The sequence below is a fragment of the Zoogloea sp. genome (genome assembly GCF_041914405.1).
In the GTDB taxonomy this organism is placed as follows: domain Bacteria; phylum Pseudomonadota; class Gammaproteobacteria; order Burkholderiales; family Rhodocyclaceae; genus Zoogloea.
Genome location: NZ_JAYSDK010000004.1, coordinates 38,212 through 52,882 on the forward strand (window position 1 = coordinate 38,212; position 14,671 = coordinate 52,882).

General features: G+C 68.0%; 11 protein-coding genes. 7 read left to right on the forward strand and 4 right to left on the reverse strand.

Translation table 11 applies throughout. The annotated features are described in order from the left end of the window. Position 1: 1 nt before the first annotated feature. Positions 2-2,389 carry a penicillin-binding protein 1A gene (locus ACE3RX_RS03505; RefSeq protein ID WP_374480364.1) on the reverse strand — a complete coding sequence of 796 codons (2,388 nt, stop codon included), beginning with the start codon at positions 2,387-2,389 and terminating at the stop codon, positions 2-4. Between the two features lie 349 nt (positions 2,390-2,738). Between ACE3RX_RS03505 and ACE3RX_RS03510 the strand changes: the two genes are divergently transcribed. Beyond that, entirely contained in the window at positions 2,739-3,623 is an 885-nt protein-coding gene (locus ACE3RX_RS03510) for a tetratricopeptide repeat protein (RefSeq protein WP_374480366.1), read from the forward strand. A gap of 228 nt (positions 3,624-3,851) precedes the next feature. Continuing rightward, the gene (locus ACE3RX_RS03515; protein ID WP_374480368.1) at positions 3,852-4,094 is read left to right on the forward strand and encodes a hypothetical protein; all 243 of its coding nucleotides are present in this window, start codon (positions 3,852-3,854) and stop codon (positions 4,092-4,094) included. Positions 4,095-4,252: 158 nt separating this feature from the next. Here the strand turns inward: ACE3RX_RS03515 and trxA are convergent, their stop codons facing one another. Beyond that, complete coding sequence (trxA, locus tag ACE3RX_RS03520; RefSeq protein WP_374480369.1) at positions 4,253-4,579, reverse strand: thioredoxin TrxA; 327 nt, start codon at positions 4,577-4,579, stop codon at positions 4,253-4,255. 118 nt (positions 4,580-4,697) lie between these two features. Between trxA and ACE3RX_RS03525 the strand changes: the two genes are divergently transcribed. Continuing rightward, positions 4,698-5,627 carry a LysR family transcriptional regulator gene (locus ACE3RX_RS03525; protein ID WP_374480371.1) on the forward strand — a complete coding sequence of 310 codons (930 nt, stop codon included), beginning with the start codon at positions 4,698-4,700 and terminating at the stop codon, positions 5,625-5,627. A 56-nt stretch (positions 5,628-5,683) separates the two neighbouring features. Here ACE3RX_RS03525 and ACE3RX_RS03530 read toward each other — a convergent pair whose 3' ends face one another. After that, positions 5,684-6,706 carry a zinc-dependent alcohol dehydrogenase family protein gene (locus ACE3RX_RS03530; protein WP_374480373.1) on the reverse strand — a complete coding sequence of 341 codons (1,023 nt, stop codon included), beginning with the start codon at positions 6,704-6,706 and terminating at the stop codon, positions 5,684-5,686. A gap of 97 nt (positions 6,707-6,803) precedes the next feature. Further along, on the reverse strand, positions 6,804-9,491 hold the full coding sequence (locus ACE3RX_RS03535) for a cation-translocating P-type ATPase (RefSeq protein ID WP_374480375.1): 2,688 nt from the start codon (positions 9,489-9,491) through the stop codon (positions 6,804-6,806). A 292-nt stretch (positions 9,492-9,783) separates the two neighbouring features. Between ACE3RX_RS03535 and ACE3RX_RS03540 the strand changes: the two genes are divergently transcribed. The 4 genes from ACE3RX_RS03540 to ACE3RX_RS03555 all read left to right on the forward strand — a co-directional run bounded on the left by ACE3RX_RS03540 (position 9,784) and on the right by ACE3RX_RS03555 (position 14,541). Continuing rightward, entirely contained in the window at positions 9,784-11,502 is a 1,719-nt protein-coding gene (locus ACE3RX_RS03540; protein WP_374480377.1) for a methyl-accepting chemotaxis protein, read from the forward strand. A 90-nt stretch (positions 11,503-11,592) separates the two neighbouring features. Beyond that, a complete protein-coding gene (locus tag ACE3RX_RS03545; protein WP_374480379.1) occupies positions 11,593-12,030 on the forward strand; it encodes a hypothetical protein in 438 nt (145 codons plus the stop codon). Positions 12,031-12,072: 42 nt separating this feature from the next. Continuing rightward, positions 12,073-13,299 (forward strand): hypothetical protein, encoded by a 1,227-nt coding sequence (locus ACE3RX_RS03550; RefSeq protein WP_374480381.1) that lies wholly within the window; start codon positions 12,073-12,075, stop codon positions 13,297-13,299. 27 nt (positions 13,300-13,326) lie between these two features. Further along, the gene (locus ACE3RX_RS03555; protein WP_374480383.1) at positions 13,327-14,541 is read left to right on the forward strand and encodes an RtcB family protein; all 1,215 of its coding nucleotides are present in this window, start codon (positions 13,327-13,329) and stop codon (positions 14,539-14,541) included. Positions 14,542-14,671: the final 130 nt, after the last annotated feature.

Genomic DNA, 14,671 nt, shown 5'->3' on the forward strand with positions numbered 1-14,671 from the left:
CTCAGTGCCCCGATGACGGATCGAGCACGGGCACCGTCGGCTGCGGCGGCGTGTCGGCCGGAGGCGCGGGCGGTGCGCTATCCGGCGACGGCTCCGGCAGCGCCGGGACCGGCAGCGGCTCATCGGGCCCAGGCACCACAGGCACCGGCGGCGGCGCCTCAGGCTCGACCGGCTTGATGCGTCGGGTTGGCGCCTCAGGCGCTGGCTCAGACGGCTTAAACAAGCCCTGCCACCAGTCACGCAGCCCCGTCGACAGCCACTCCCAGGCGCGCGCCAACAGGCCCGGCTGGGCCTTCGACTCGAAGCGCTCCTTGGGATCGATGAGGCGGGTGCGCAGCGCGTAGCTGAAGGTGTCGCCGACGATCGGCAACGCACTGTGGGCGCCCTGCCCCCAGTAGTCGCTGCGCAGCGTCACCCGGTTGTCGTTGAAGCCGACCCAGGCTCCAGCCACCAGCTGCGGGTGCATCAGAATGAACCAGCCGTCGGTGTTGTCCTGGGTGGTGCCGGTCTTGCCGGCCACGTCGGCGCGGATGCCGAACTGGTTGCGGATGCCGACGCCGGTGCCACGGTTCACCACGCCGCGCATCACGTCGATCAAGGTGTAGGCGGTGGCCGGCGGCAACACCTCCTGCGGCTTGGCCGGCGCAAACTCCTCCAACACCTTGCCTTTGCTGTCCTCGACGCGGATCACCAGCATCGGCTCGATGAAGCTGCCGCCGTTGGCGATGCTGCCGTAGGCGGTGACCATTTCCTTCAGCGTCACCGGGCTGGTGCCGAGAGCCAGCGACGGCACCTCTTCCAGCGGGCTCTGGCGCACGCCCATCGCCTTGGCCAGCTTGGCGACGCGGGCCGGGCCGACCTTCTGCATGAGCTGGGCGGTGATGGTGTTCTTCGAATAGGCCAGGCCATCGCGCAGGCTCATCGCCCGCCCGCTCGGCGCCCCGTCGTCGCTGGGCCGCCACACCTCGCCGCCGGGTAGCGGAATCTCGACCTCCTGGTCGACGATGGTGTCGTCCGGGCTCATGCCCTTGTCGAAGGCCGCGCCATACACAAAGGGCTTGAAGGTCGAGCCGGGCTGGCGACGCGCCTGGGCCACGTGGTCGAAGGGGTCCTGCACGAAGTCGCGGCTACCAACCCAGGCACGCACCTGGCCGTCCCGCGGGTCGAGGGCCATGAAGCCGACCTGTACGCGGGTCTTGTCGCGGCGCAGCGCGTCCATGAAGGCGCGGTCGGCACGCAGGCGCTTGAGGGCGTCCTCCAGCGTCTGGCCGGCGGCCAGCGCGCTGCGGAATTCCTTCGATTCCTTGATGAAAGCATCCACCAGTTCCGGGCTGCCGGTCCAGCCACGCCGGCCGCTCCACGCCTGGTCGGCCAGCGCCTGCAGCTGGCGGCCGCGGCGCTGCACGGCCTGGTTGGCCTGGGCCTGCAGGCGGGAATCGATGGTGGTGCGCACCACCAGGCCATCCGCGTAGACGTTGTAGTCGTTGCGATCGGCCCAGGCGATCAGCCACTTGCGCAGTTGCTGGGCGAGGTGCGGCGCGGCGCCGGGCGCCTCCAGCTGGCGCTCGAAGTCGAGGCGCAGGGGTTTCTTCTGCAGCCCGGCCAGGCGGTTCTCGTCGAGCTTGCCGTGCTTGGCCATCTGTGCCAACACGGTGTTGCGGCGGGTCGCCGCACGCTCCGGGTTGATCACCGGGTTGTAGTAGCTGTTGCCCTTCAGCATGCCGACCAGCGTGGCGCTCTCCAGCACGTCGAGGTTCTTGGCCGACTTGTCGAAGTAGGTCCGCGCCGCCATCTCGATGCCCCACGCGTTGTAGAGGAAGGGCACGGTGTTGAGATAGGTCTCGAGGATCTCATCCTTGGAGTACAAGGCCTCGATCTTCAGCGCGGTGATCGCTTCCTTCAGCTTGCGGGTCAGCGTCGGCGCGCGGCCGATATCGTCCGGGAACAGGTTGCGGGCGAGCTGCTGGGTCAGCGTCGAGCCGCCCTGCTTGTCGCCGGAGAAGGTCCGCAGCGCAGCGCCGCCGAGGCGGTAGAAGTCGATACCGTGGTGTTCGTAGAAGCGGTGATCCTCAGTGGAGATCAGCGCCGCGGTGACCTGCGGCGAGATGTCGGCCAGCCCCACCCACTGGCGGTTGGCCCACTTGAACACCGCCAGCTCCTTGCCGTCCGCCGACAGCACCCGCGCCGGCTGCTCCACTTTCGCCTTGCGGATGTCGCTGATGCCCGGCGTGAAGGGAATCAGGATCAGCGCGTACGCCAGCAGCAGCGCCGGCGGTGCGGCGACGGCCAGCAACACGCCGCGGCGGGTGGGGTGGCGCAGACGTTCGAGGAGGGGTCGGACGCGGGCGGCGAGCTGCGTCAGCAAGGCGGAAAGAGCGGGTAAGGGCATCAGGGACGAATCACGGACTGTGTTCCGGTGGAACGCGTTTTAACACAGATCGGGCAGCCCCTCGCCGCCCATGTGTGGCGGAAATGTGCCAGCACAGCAGCCTTGTGGGGACGAACGCATTCGCCCGCGGACTGCGCTCAACCGACAGAGGGCGAATGAATTCGCCCCCACGGGGTGTCGTTGCCAAGCCAGTGGAACGGCCAGGGCACAAATGTTTTGTTGCAAAACCCATCTTGAGTCCAGCGCGGCGCATCCCTATTTTCTGGCGTGCACGGCACCGTCGGTCGACGATGCCCTCGGGCGCCACGCCGCGCCCCCGCGAACCCGGAACGACAGGAAGGAAACCTCGATGTCCCGAAAAACCCTGATCGGCCTGATGATGCTTGCCGCCACCACCTTCATGAGTGGCACCGTCCTCGCCGCCGAACCCAGCCTGCACCAGGTCTACCAGGCCGCCGAAGCGGGCAAGCTGGACGAAGCCCAGTCGATGATGCGCGAAGTCCTGCAGGCCCACCCCAACAGCGGCAAGGCCCACTACGTGGAGGCCGAGCTGCTCGCCAAGCAAGGCCAGCTGGGCAAGGCCGCCAGCGAGCTGGAAAGCGCCGAGAAGCTGGCCCCCGGCCTGCCCTTCGCCAAGCCCCAGGCGGTGCAGGAGCTGAAGAACATCCTCGGCGGCAGCCACAAGAGGACGGGAGGTGGCGCCAGCGCCGCCCCGTTTCAGCCGGCCGCACCCGCCGTCGCCCAGTCCTCCGTCCCGTGGGGGCTGCTGCTGACCGGCGTCGGGCTGATCGCCTTCATCGCCTTTGTGGCCCGCTTCATGACGCGACGCAATGCGCAACCTGCCATGGGCGGTGCGTCCTACGGCGGTGGCGGCTTGCAACCGTATGGCGCGGGTGGCGCCCCCTATGGTGGTGGAGGCTATGCTGGCGGCTACGGCAACACCCCGGCCCCCGGCCAGCCCGGACTCGGCTCGCAGGTGATGGGCGGCCTCGCCACCGGCGCGGCGGTCGGTGCCGGTATGGTGGCCGGCCAGGCGCTGATGCACCACTTCCTCGACAAGGACGGCAAACCCGCCCCGCGCGACACGGCCAGCTCTCCAGATAACGGCAACCTGGGCTCGCTGGACCTGGGCACGCCGGAGGTGGACCGCAACGACATGGGCGGCACTGACTTCGGGATTTCCGACAATTCGTCGTGGGACGACAGCTCGGGCGGCGACAGCGACTGGAACTGATTCCCACCGGGCCAGGCCGCACCCCGCCCGCCTCCCTACGGGGGACAAGGAAACCGGAGCGGCCCAGCGTTTCCCCGAGAGGCATGCGACCGGCTTATGACGCGATCTGCCATTTCAATGGAAAAACGGCCACATTCGTGTCAACGCCAGCCTTCCGGGCGCGTTTGAACAGGCAGGCACCGCATTTCGACGGTGCCACAAAAGATCAACCGTTCAAGGAGAACTTCCATGATCAACAAGCTCGTCGCTCTTGCTATCGCCGCTGCCTTCTCTTCCGTCGCCCTGGCTGAAGCCCCCGCCGCCGCCCCGGCTGCCGACGCTGCCGCCGCCGCTCCGGCTGCTGCCCCGGCGCCCGCCAAGAAGGCCCCGGCCAAGAAGGCCCCGGCCAAGAAGAAGCACAAGAAGGTTGCTGCGAAGAAGGCTGAAGCTGCTGCTCCCGCTGCTGCCGCTCCCGCCGAAGCTGCCAAGTAAGACAGCTTGTGCCGCGGGTCTTGCGGGAGAACATCCCGACAAGCCCCGCAGGAAGAACAAAGGCCCGTCCTTGCGACGGGCCTTTGCTTTTTGTGCTGCCGGCGGCCACCGATGCGCATAGCCACCACCGGCGGGCCATCGCCCGCCGTCAACCAGTCTTACAGGTTGGCTTCGATGAAGGCAGCCAGCTGGGACTTGGAGAGCGCGCCGACCTTGGTCGCCACGACCTGGCCTTCCTTGAACAGCATCAGCGTCGGGATGCCGCGCACGCCGTACTGGCTGGGAATCTGCTGGTTTTCGTCGATGTTGATCTTGGCGACGTTGAGGCGGTCGGCAAAGGTCACGGCCGCGTCGTCCAGCGCCGGGGCGATCATCTTGCAGGGGCCACACCATTCGGCCCAGTAATCGACCAGAACCGGCTTTGCCGACTGCAGAACATCGGCTTCGAAGGAAGAATCGGTAACGTGCTTGATTGCGTCGCTCATGCTGTACTCCGTTGAAGAGGGGAAACCGGTGTCTTGAACCGGAAGGCCCCCAGTCTATTGTTCGCGTTTTATCGATTCAACAGGCAAAACCCGAATTGATCATTCAAAATACCGAACAATGAACAAGCTACAAGCGATGGAAGTCTTCGTTCGCGTCGTCGAAAGCGGCGGCATCACCCGCGCCGCCGACAGCCTGCGCCTGCCCAAGGCGACAGCGACGACGCTGATCCAGAAGCTGGAAGCGGCCCTCGGCGTCAAGCTGCTCAACCGCACGACGCGCCAGATCAGCGTGACGCCGGACGGCGCGGCCTACTACGAACGCTGCGTGGCGATCCTCGCCGCCGTGCGCGAGACCGAGGAATCCCTGGCCCAGCGCCACGCCACGCCAAGCGGGCAGCTGCGCGTCAACGTGCCGACGCTGATCGCACGCTCGGTGATCGTGCCGGCGCTGCCCGGCTTCTTCGAACGCTATCCGGAGATCGAGCTCGAGCTGGGCTGCAGCGAACGCCGCGCCGACCTGATCGAGGAAGGCATCGACTGCGCGCTGTGGACCGGCGAGCTAGAGGATTCCAGCCTCGTCGCACGGCGCATCGGCGAGCTTTACTTCGCGACCTGCGCGGCGCCGTCCTACCTGGCCCGACACGGCACGCCCCGCCATCCGGACGAGCTGACGCAGCACCGCTGCATCAACCACTTCCTGCCGCGCACCGGCAAAATCGTCGACTGGGTCTTCGCCAAGGGCAGCCAGCGCATCCAGGTGTCCCTCGAAGGCCATATCGCCCTCGACGACGAGAACAGCTACGTGGCGGCAGCCGAGGCCGGGCTGGGCATCGCTCAGATCCCAGCCTTTGTGCTGAAAGACGCGATGGAACGCGGCAGCCTGGAACTGGTGATGGCCGACTGGTTTCCGGAGCCGGTACCGCTCAACCTGGTTTATCCGCAAAACCGCCACCTGTCCGGCAAGATCCGCGTCTTCGTAGACTGGATCGCCGAACTCTTCGGCGAGCACGACGGTATCCAGCTGCGCTCCACGCTGCGCCGGCCCTGAAACGGCGGGGAACGCGACGGCTGGCGCCCGCCACGCAGCAGGCCGGCCCTTCCGCCTCAGCCCTCCGGCGACAACACCGCGGCGCCCTGCAATTCGCCACGGCGCAGGCGCTCCAGCGCCGTGTTGGCCTCCTCCAGCGGAAACACCGTCACCGCCGTCTTAACCGGGATGCGCGGCGCCAGTTCGAGGAATTCGAGGCCGTCCTGGCGGGTCAGGTTGGCCACCGAGCGGATGATCCGCTCACCCCACAAGTCGGCATACGGAAAGCCCGGGATGTCGCTCATGTGGATGCCGGCACACACCAGCCGGCCGCCCTTCTCCAGGTGGCGCAGCGCCGCCGGCACCAACGGCCCGGCCGGCGCGAAGATCAACGCCGAATCCAGCAGCTCCGGCGGCATCTGGCTCGCGTCACCGACCCAGCTGGCGCCGAGCTGGCGCGCGAAGGCCTGGCTGTCCACGTCGCCAGGGCGGGTAAAGGCATAGAACCGGTGCCCCTGGTGGCGGACCACCTGGGCGATGATGTGGGCCGCCGCACCGAAGCCGTAAATACCGACCCTCTCCGTGTCGCCAGCAAGGCGTAGCGCCCGATAGCCGATCAGGCCTGCGCACAGCAGCGGCGCCAGGTCGGTCGCCGCCGGCAGCACGGCCGTGTCGGCCAGCGGGAAGCAGTAGCGGGCGTCGGCCACCGTGTAGTCGGCGTAGCCGCCATCGATCTGGTAGCCGGTGAAGCGCGCCGCGTCGCACAGGTTCTCCCGGCCGCTGGTGCAGTAGCGGCAGGTGCCGCAGGTCCACCCCAGCCACGGCACACCGACCCTTTGGCCCGCCTGGAAGCCCGTCACGCCGTCGCCGGTCAGCGCCGCCCGGCCGACGATCTCGTGGCCCGGCACGATGGGCAGGCGCGGCTCCGGCAATTCGCCGTCGATCAGGTGCAAATCCGTGCGACACACGCCACAGGCCTCCACGCGGATCAGGATCTGCCCCGGACCGGGACGCGGCACCGGGCGGCTCTCGAGACGCAGCGCTTCGCCGGGACGGTGCAGGACCATCGCACGCATGGTCGCGGGGATCGAATCAGTCATGGCAATGACCTCCGGATAGTGAAGGGAATGTACGAGCCGGACAGCCTGTAGGCTGGGCCTGTAGGGGCGAATGAATTCGCCCACACAGAGATTCCGCTCATCGTCGCGCCCACCCCGCCAGCCGGCGGCGGACCACGAACTTGCGGACCTCCTCCACCACCAGCATGCCGGCGGCCCAGGGCAGCAGATCCAGCCACACCGGCCACGGCAACGGCGCGGTGCCGAACAGCGTGTTGCCCCACGGCGTGTAGGCGATCAGCGCCAGCAGGCCGATCTCCAGCGCCACGCCCCCCAGGATCAGCGGGTTGCCACCGAGCCCGGTGGCCCACGCCGAACGAACCGCGCTGCGGCACAGGAAGACGTTGACGATCTGCAGCAGCACGATGGCCGCCAGACTGGCGGTGGTGGCCTGGCGATACAGCAGGCTGCCCGCCGGCAGTTCGACGCCGTAGGTCCACCCGCCGCTGTGCAGGACCTGGAAGAACACCGCCAGCACCGCCGCCGCCTCGAACAGGCCGAGGAACAGGTAGGCGCGCAGCGCCACCGCCAGGCTCAGCAGACGTTCCCTGCGGGTGCGTGGCGGGCGCTGCATCAGCAGCGGGTCGCCGCGTTCGACGCCAAGGCCCAGCGCGGTCAGCGAGTCGGTCCCCATGTCCACCGCCAGCGCCTGCACCGGCGTCAACGGCAGCGGGATGCGGAACAGCGCGAAGGCCAGCGTCGGCACCAGCTCGGCCACGTTGTGCACCAGCACGTAGGTGAGGAACTTGCGGATGTTCTGGAACACCGCACGGCCTTCCTCGATGGCATTCACGATGCTGGCGAAGTGGTCGTCGAGCAGCACCATGTCGGCGGCCTCCTTGGCCACGTCGGTCCCACTGCGCCCCATGGCGATGCCAATGTGGGCGGCGCGCAGGGCCGGCGCATCATTGACGCCGTCGCCGGTCACCGCCACCACCTGGCCCTTGGCCTTCAGAGCCTCGACGATCCGCAGCTTCTGGTCGGCGGCAACGCGGGCGAACAGGATCTCCGGCGCATCGAGGGCCAGCTGCAGCTGGGCCCGGTGCAGGCGGCGCAGCTCGGCGCCGGTGATCACCCGCGGCGCATCGCCGCGCACCAGGCCGATGCGCCGCGCGATGGCCAGGCCGGTGGACGGATGGTCGCCGGTCACCATGATCACCTTGATGCCCGCCGCGTGGCAGGTGGCGATGGCGCTGTCCACGTCGGCCCGTGGCGGATCGGCAATGCCAGCCAGGCCCGCAAAGACGAGCTGGCTCTCCATCGCGTCCCGCGGGCAATCCGCCGGCGGCCGGCGGAAGGCCAGCGCGATAACCCGCAGGCCGTCGCCGGCCAGGGCCTCCTGGGCGCGCTGGATGGTGGCGCGGACGGCATCGTCGAGGGGCTGCCCGCCCGCGGCCGTGTGAATCATCGAACAGCGCGGCAGCACGCTTTCGAGTGCCCCCTTGCAGACCAGCAGGCAACCTTCCGGCGCATCGAACAGCACCGACTGGCGCATGCGCTCCGAGTCGAAGGGCCATTCGTCGCTGCGCGGCGGCGCCGCGGGCTGCGATGCGTGGCGTTCCGCAAGCTCGGCCAGCGCAACCTCCAGCGGATCGCCATCGAAGGCCGGCGTGCCCGCCGCGCGGCTTTCGCCCAGATCGTTGCACCAGCGTGCCACGCGGAAGAACAAGGCATGTTCCGCCACCTGTCCAGGCGTCAGCCCAGCCAGCGGCACGATCTGCCCACCGAGGTACAGGCGCTCGACCCGCATGCGGTTCTCGGTCAGGGTGCCGGTCTTGTCGGTGCAGATGACCGTCACCGAACCCAGCGTTTCCACTGACGGCAGGTGGCGGATCAGCACATTGCGCCGCGCCAGGCGCTGGGCTGCCAGCACCAGCGACAAGGTCAGCGTCGGCAGCAGGCCTTCCGGCACCAGCGCGATGATGATGCCGAGGGACAGAATGGTGTCGCGCCAGAAAGGCACGCCGGTGACGCGCCCAACCGCGAAGAAGCCGGCTCCCATGGCCAGCGCCAGCAGCGCGATGCTGCGGCTGAGGCGGGCGATCTCCCGGCGCAGCGGGGAGTCGCCGCCAGCACCGGACTGGGTCAGGTGGGCGATGCGCCCGAACTCGGTGTGCGCGCCGGTCGCATAGACCACCGCCCGCCCCTGCCCGGCCACCACGGAAGTCACGGCCAGCAGGATGTTGCGTGCGTCGAAAGCCTGCTCCTCGGCGGACGGCCCCGGCTCGCAGCTGCGCGGGCGCGACTCGCCGGTCACCGTGGCGCGGTTGAGGCGCAGGCCGAAGGCTTCGATGAGGCGGCAGTCGGCCGGCACGTTGTCGCCTTGGGCGAGGACGATCACGTCGCCGGGCACCAGGTTTTCGGCCGGCTCGCGGGCCAGCTGCCCGCCGCGCAGCACGTCCACCTGCTGCGGCAACAGGCCCTGCAGCGCCGCCAGCGTGCGCTCGACGCGCAGCTCCTGCCAGAAGGAGAACAGCCCGGACACCAGGATCACCATCACCACCGCCCAGCCGACGCGGGCCATGTCCTGGCTCGGGTCGAACCAGTCGGCCAGGAAGGCCAGACCAGCGGCGACCCACAGGATGATCGAGAACAGGTGCGTGAATTCCTTCAGCAGGCGCAGCCAGGCCGGCTCGCCCGCCAGCGGCTCGACCCGGTTCGGGCCGTATTCGGCCAGCCGTGCCGCCGCCTCGGCCGCGTCCAGCCCCTGTGCCGCACTGCGCACGCTGGCGAGGGCATCGGAAACGGACAGTTGATGGATCTTCATCGCAGGCGCACCGGGCGGGAGCGGACCAGCGCTTACTTTACGACTGGCCGCATCCCGCCAACACGACCTGCGTCAACACCGCAAGGACTGCCCTGGGGCATATTCCGGGGCCGCGTGAATTTCCGATAAATATGAAGGAAATGCTAAAGGTGGCAGTTGCGCTGCCGAAAAAGCGCCGGGCAGTGACGTTGCGGCAGGTGATCCGGCCGCAGATTCCTGTAGGGGACAGGAATTCGCCACGTAGCGACAGGCACGCCGACAACATAGAAAGAACAATACGATGCTTGCACGAATGAGTCTGCGTCAGAAACTGCTGACGCTCGGGGCCGTGGCCATCGTGGCCCTGGTCATCGCCGTCCTGAGCGGCCTGATGGGCATTCGCGAGGGGGTCAGCGGCGTCAAGGAGCTCGGCCGCAAACGCCTGCCGGCAGTCATCGCCATCCAGGGCCTGCGGGAAGTCCAGGTCGCACTCAAGTCGAGCACGTATGAAGTCGCGCTGTGGGAAAGCGATCCCGACGCGCAAGACCAGTTCGAAGCCATCGCCCGCGACAAGCAGGCCTTGTGGGCCACCGTCGAAGGGGTGTGGAAACGCTACGAGGCGATTCCCCGCAGCGCAGAGGAAGAAGCCCTGTGGCAGGCCTTCGTGAAGGAATGGACGGCCTGGAAGAAGGTGGACCAGGACATCATCGAGCTGATCCGAGCCCTCGCTGCCAACCACGATGCGGCGCGCCAGAAGGAACTGTTCCAGAAGTACTACCTGCTCGGCGGCGCCCAGCGGAAGCCTTACCTGGCCGCCGAGAAAAACCTGATGCAGCTGGTGGACATCAACGCCCGCAATGTCGCCAGCCAGACCGAATCGGCGGAACAATCCACCGAACTGGCCCAGCAGGGCATGCTCGGGGTGGGCGTCGCGGCGACACTGGCGGTGCTGGTCCTCGGTGCCCTGGTAACGGTCAGTATCCTGCGCCAGATGGGTGGCGAACCCGCCTACGCGGCGGAAATCGCCCGCCGCATCTCGGAAGGCCAGCTGGGCGTGGACGTGCAGATCCGCCGTGACGACCGCAGCAGCCTGCTGTTCGCGATCAAGACCATGCGCGACCGGCTGGCCGGCATCCTGCGCGAGATCGAGGAGTGCAGCCGCCACATGGGCCAGTCGGCCCACCAGATTTCCAAAATTTCCAACGAGATCTCTGGCGTCAGCCGCCAGCAGGGCAGCCGCTCCGACGAAGTGTCCGGCGCCATGTTGCAGCTGCACCAGATCTCCGCCGAAGTGCGCAGCCAGGCCAGTCAGGCCTCCGAACGCGCCTCGGTGGTCGAAGCCCTGTCCCGCGACGGGTTGGCCAGCGTGCGCCAGAACATTGACTCGATGCAGCAGACCACCGAGCAGGTCAGCCGGGCCGCCGGCGAGATCCTCGAACTGGAAGCGTCGGCCCGCCAGATCCATTCCATCGTCAACACCATCAAGGACATTGCCGCGCAGACCAATCTGCTGGCCCTCAACGCGGCCATTGAGGCGGCCCGTGCCGGCGAGCAGGGACGCGGCTTCGCGGTGGTGGCCGACGAGGTACGCAAGCTGGCCGAACGCACCACCACCTCGGCCAGCGAGGTCGGCCTGATCATCGACCAGCTGTCCACCAAGGTCCAGCAGGTGACGGAGACGATGAACAATGTCGTCCAGCAGGTCGCCCTGACCCAGGACGAGGCGCACAAGACCAGCGGCTCCATCGAAGGCATGGCCAGCAACGCGGTCGATTCGGCGCAGGCCATCCAGGGCATCGCGTCGTCCAGCCACCAGCAGCTCGACCGCTTCTCGCTGCTCGAATCGACCACCGAGACCCTCTTCTCGACGCTGCGCGAGAGCGCCACCAAGGTCGAAACCACCGCCACCATCGGCGAGGAACTACGCGACGTGACCAGCCGGCTCACCGACATCATGGCCAGCTTCAGTTTCAGCGGCGGCGCCGCGTACGAGCCGGATCGCGCGCCCAGCCGGAGTGCGGCACCCCGCTGACAGGCGACTGCGGTGGCAGCCTCAGAAGAACATCAATTTCAGCATCCAGCCCGCCCGCGCGGGCAACAACAAAGCAAACAAGGGAGTGTCATGTTTCTAGACGGATTGCAGCGCAAGCTGCAGACGGGCCTGTGCCTGCTGGGCGTTCTTGCCGCCCACGGCGCCGCAGCCGAAATGGTGGTGATCGTCGGCAAGGGCGGCCCCGATGCGATGACCAAGGAGCAGGTTGCCGACGTGTTCCTCGGCAAGGCCGCCAGCCTGCCCGGCGGCGCTGCCGCCGCCCCGCAGGACCAGCCCGAGGCGAGCCCGCTGCGCGACGAGTTCTACACCAAGATGACCGGCAAGTCCGCCGCCCAGGCCAAGGCCTACTGGTCCAAGCTGGCCTTCACCGGCAAGGGCACGCCGCCCCCCGAGGCGGCCAACAGCGCGGCGGTCAAGAAAGCCGTCGCGGCCGCCCCCGGCGGCATCGGCTACGTCGAGAAGGCCGCTGCCGACGCCACCGTCAAGGTCGTCCTGACCGTCCACTGAGGCCGCGCCGCGTCCCTTACCGAATTCGCATCTGGAGGTTCCATGTCTTTCCGTAACATCCCCTGCGCCGCGGCCCTGTCCGTGGCGGCACTGCTGTGCGCAAGCGCGCCGGCCTCGGCCGTCGAAGTGGGCGGCGTCGACTTCGCCGGCTCCGGTTTCATGACCCTCGGCCTCGGCCACATGCTGGGCGGCACCCCGGGCACCGTCAGCGACTTCAAGAAGCCAGTTTTCATTTCCGACTACGCCCAGGGCGGCGTCTATGAAGGCAAGGGCGGCGTGCAGTGGAAGCCCGACTCCAAGGTCGGCGTGCAGGGCGTCGCCACCTTCCCCGACCGGCGCTTCTCGGTCACCGGCCAACTGGTGTCCCGCGGCGCCCGTGAAGGGGCCATCAACCTCGAATGGCTGTACGCCAGCTTCAAGGTGAACGACAGCTTCACGCTGCAGGCCGGCCGCAAGCGCATCCCGATGTTCTACTACTCGGACACCCAGGACATCGGCGTGGCCCTGCCGTGGACCCACCTGCCGCCGCAGCTGTACGGCTGGGAGGCGGTCAACTACAACGGCGTCAACCTGGCCTACCGCGGCCAGTGGAGCGGCTGGGACGCCAACGCCAACCTGCTCGCCGGCTACGAGGCCAAGGACCGCAGCGGCTACTGGAAGGTCTACCGCGGCCGCAACAACCGCACCGACGTGCGCTGGGACAACATCGTCGGCGGCGACCTGACCCTCACCAAGGACTGGTTCGAGACGCGCGTCGTCTATCTGCAGTCCAAGGTCCGCCAGAAGAACGTCAGCGGCTCCCTCGACGCTGATCCCAGCTCGCCGACCTTCGGCAGCTACATCGACGCCGACACGTCCTTCAGCTCGCCGGCCGGCAAGCAGCAGATCTACGGCGTGAGCTTCAACGTCGATTACGAGAACGTGCTGGTGCGCAGCGAGTTCATCCGCATCGCCCACAACGACGTGATGGGCTACACCGACCGCGCGCAGATCCTCGGCGTCGGCTACCGCCTCGGCAAATGGACGCCGATGGTCACTGTGTCCAACTACCGCAGCCAGGCCGAGATTTCCGCCGGCGCCGATCCGGACGGCCAGGAAGCCCATCGCACCGAGTCCCTCACCCTGCGCTACGACCTGACCACCTCCAGCGCCGTCAAGGTGCAGCTCGACTTCCAGAAGGACCGCAGCGGCCCCAACTACACCGTGGATGGCTTCAACCGCTTCGGCAACGCGCGGCTGCTGACCGCCACCTACGACGTGGTGTTCTGATCGACGGGGGCCGGCCATAATCCGGCCATGAGCCCCCACGACATTCTCGACGTCCCCGGCGGCGCGCCGATCAAGCTGTGGACACGCGGCGTCCCGGTTGAGGACGAGGCGCGCCAGCAGCTGATGAACACCGCCAAGCTGCCCTTCATCTTCAAGCACCTGGCGGTGATGCCCGACGTGCACCTGGGCAAGGGCTCGACGATAGGCAGCGTGATCCCCACCGTCGGCGCGATCATTCCGGCGGCGGTGGGCGTGGACATCGGCTGCGGCATGATCGCTGCGCGCAGCAGCCTGACCGCCGCCGACTTGCCGGACAACCTGCACCGCCTGCGCTCCGCCATCGAGGCCGCAGTGCCCCACGGCAAGACCTTCGGGCGGCGCGACACGGGTGCCTGGCAGGAGGCTCCGCCGGCGGTGGATGCCATGTGGCGCGAACTGGCCCGGGGCTTCGACCGCCTCGTCGCCAAGTACCCGACGCTGGCGCGCACCAACAACCGCCTGCATCTGGGCACGCTGGGCACCGGCAACCACTTCATCGAAGTCTGCGTGGACGAGGCCGGCCACGTGTGGTTCATGCTGCATTCCGGCTCGCGGGGTGTCGGCAACGCGATCGGCAACCTGTTCATCCAGTTGGCCCAGGAAGACATGCGCCAGCACATCGCCAACCTGCCGGACCGGGACCTGGCCTACTTCACCGAGGGCAGCCGCCATTTCGACGACTACGTGGAGGCGGTCGGCTGGGCCCAGGACTACGCGCGCCGCAACCGGGCTCTGATGATGCAGGCGGTCGTAGCCGCGGCCCGCAAGGAGATTCCGAAGCCCTTCACCGCCGACGTGGAAGCGGTGAACTGCCACCACAACTACGTGCAGCGGGAAAGCCATTTCGGCCGCGAGGTGCTGGTCACCCGCAAGGGCGCCGTCGCCGCCCACAAGGGCCAGCTGGGCATCATCCCCGGCTCGATGGGCGCACGCAGCTACATCGTGCGCGGCCTCGGCAACGAGGAAGCTTTCTGCTCCTGCAGCCACGGCGCCGGCCGCACGATGAGCCGCACCCAGGCCAAAAAGCGCTTCACCGTCGCCGACCAGGTGCGCGCCACCGAAGGCGTGGAGTGCCGCAAGGACAAGGATGTGATCGACGAGATCCCGATGGCCTACAAGGACATCGACGCGGTGATGGCCGCCCAGTCCGACCTGGTGGAGGTGGTCCACACCCTGCGCCAGGTGGTGTGCGTGAAAGGCTGAGCGAGGAGCCGCTCTGTGGGGGCGAATTCATTCGCCCCCACGGGAGGCCGCCCGACCCGGGGGGGGATGTAATAGCCCCCCCACGACCAGACACCCCAACCGGGCCATAGCCCCACAATGGCCCCCGCAA